The organism is Xanthomonas sp. BRIP62415, from assembly GCF_003993515.1.
Classification (GTDB): domain Bacteria; phylum Pseudomonadota; class Gammaproteobacteria; order Xanthomonadales; family Xanthomonadaceae; genus Xanthomonas; species Xanthomonas euroxanthea.
On sequence record NZ_QEZH01000008.1, the window covers coordinates 1 to 418 of the forward strand.

1 protein-coding gene is annotated in these 418 nt (G+C 64.6%); it reads left to right on the forward strand.

Annotated elements, in window-relative coordinates; genetic code table 11:
* Positions 1–418, forward strand: a 418-nt coding sequence (locus tag EO141_RS01705) for a branched-chain amino acid ABC transporter permease (protein WP_164739014.1), incomplete at both ends; no start/stop codon positions are given.

The following is a 418-nucleotide window of genomic DNA, read 5'->3' on the forward strand; positions in this document are numbered from 1 at the left end:
GGCATCGCCGGCGCGCTGATCGCCATGCCGATGACCAAGCTGCACGGCATTTATCTCGCCATCGGCACCATCGCCGTCGTCATCTTGGTGGAGGATTTCATCGTCATCGCGACGCCGCTGACCAATGGCGTCATCGGCCTCATCGCGCCGCCGATCCAGATTTTCGGCCTCGTCATCGACCGCTATTCGACGCCGAACCTGCTCTACTACCTGACGCTCGCCATCACGCTTCTGGTGGTGCTCTTCTACCGCAATCTCCTGCGCTCGCCGCTCGGTCGGTCCTTCGCCGCCATCCGCGATTCGGAGATTTCGGCGCAGGCGATGGGCGTCAACGTGGCGCGCACCAAGACGGTCGCCTTCGGCATCTCCACCGGCATCACCGGCCTCGCCGGGGCGCTGATGGGCCACTATGCGGGCA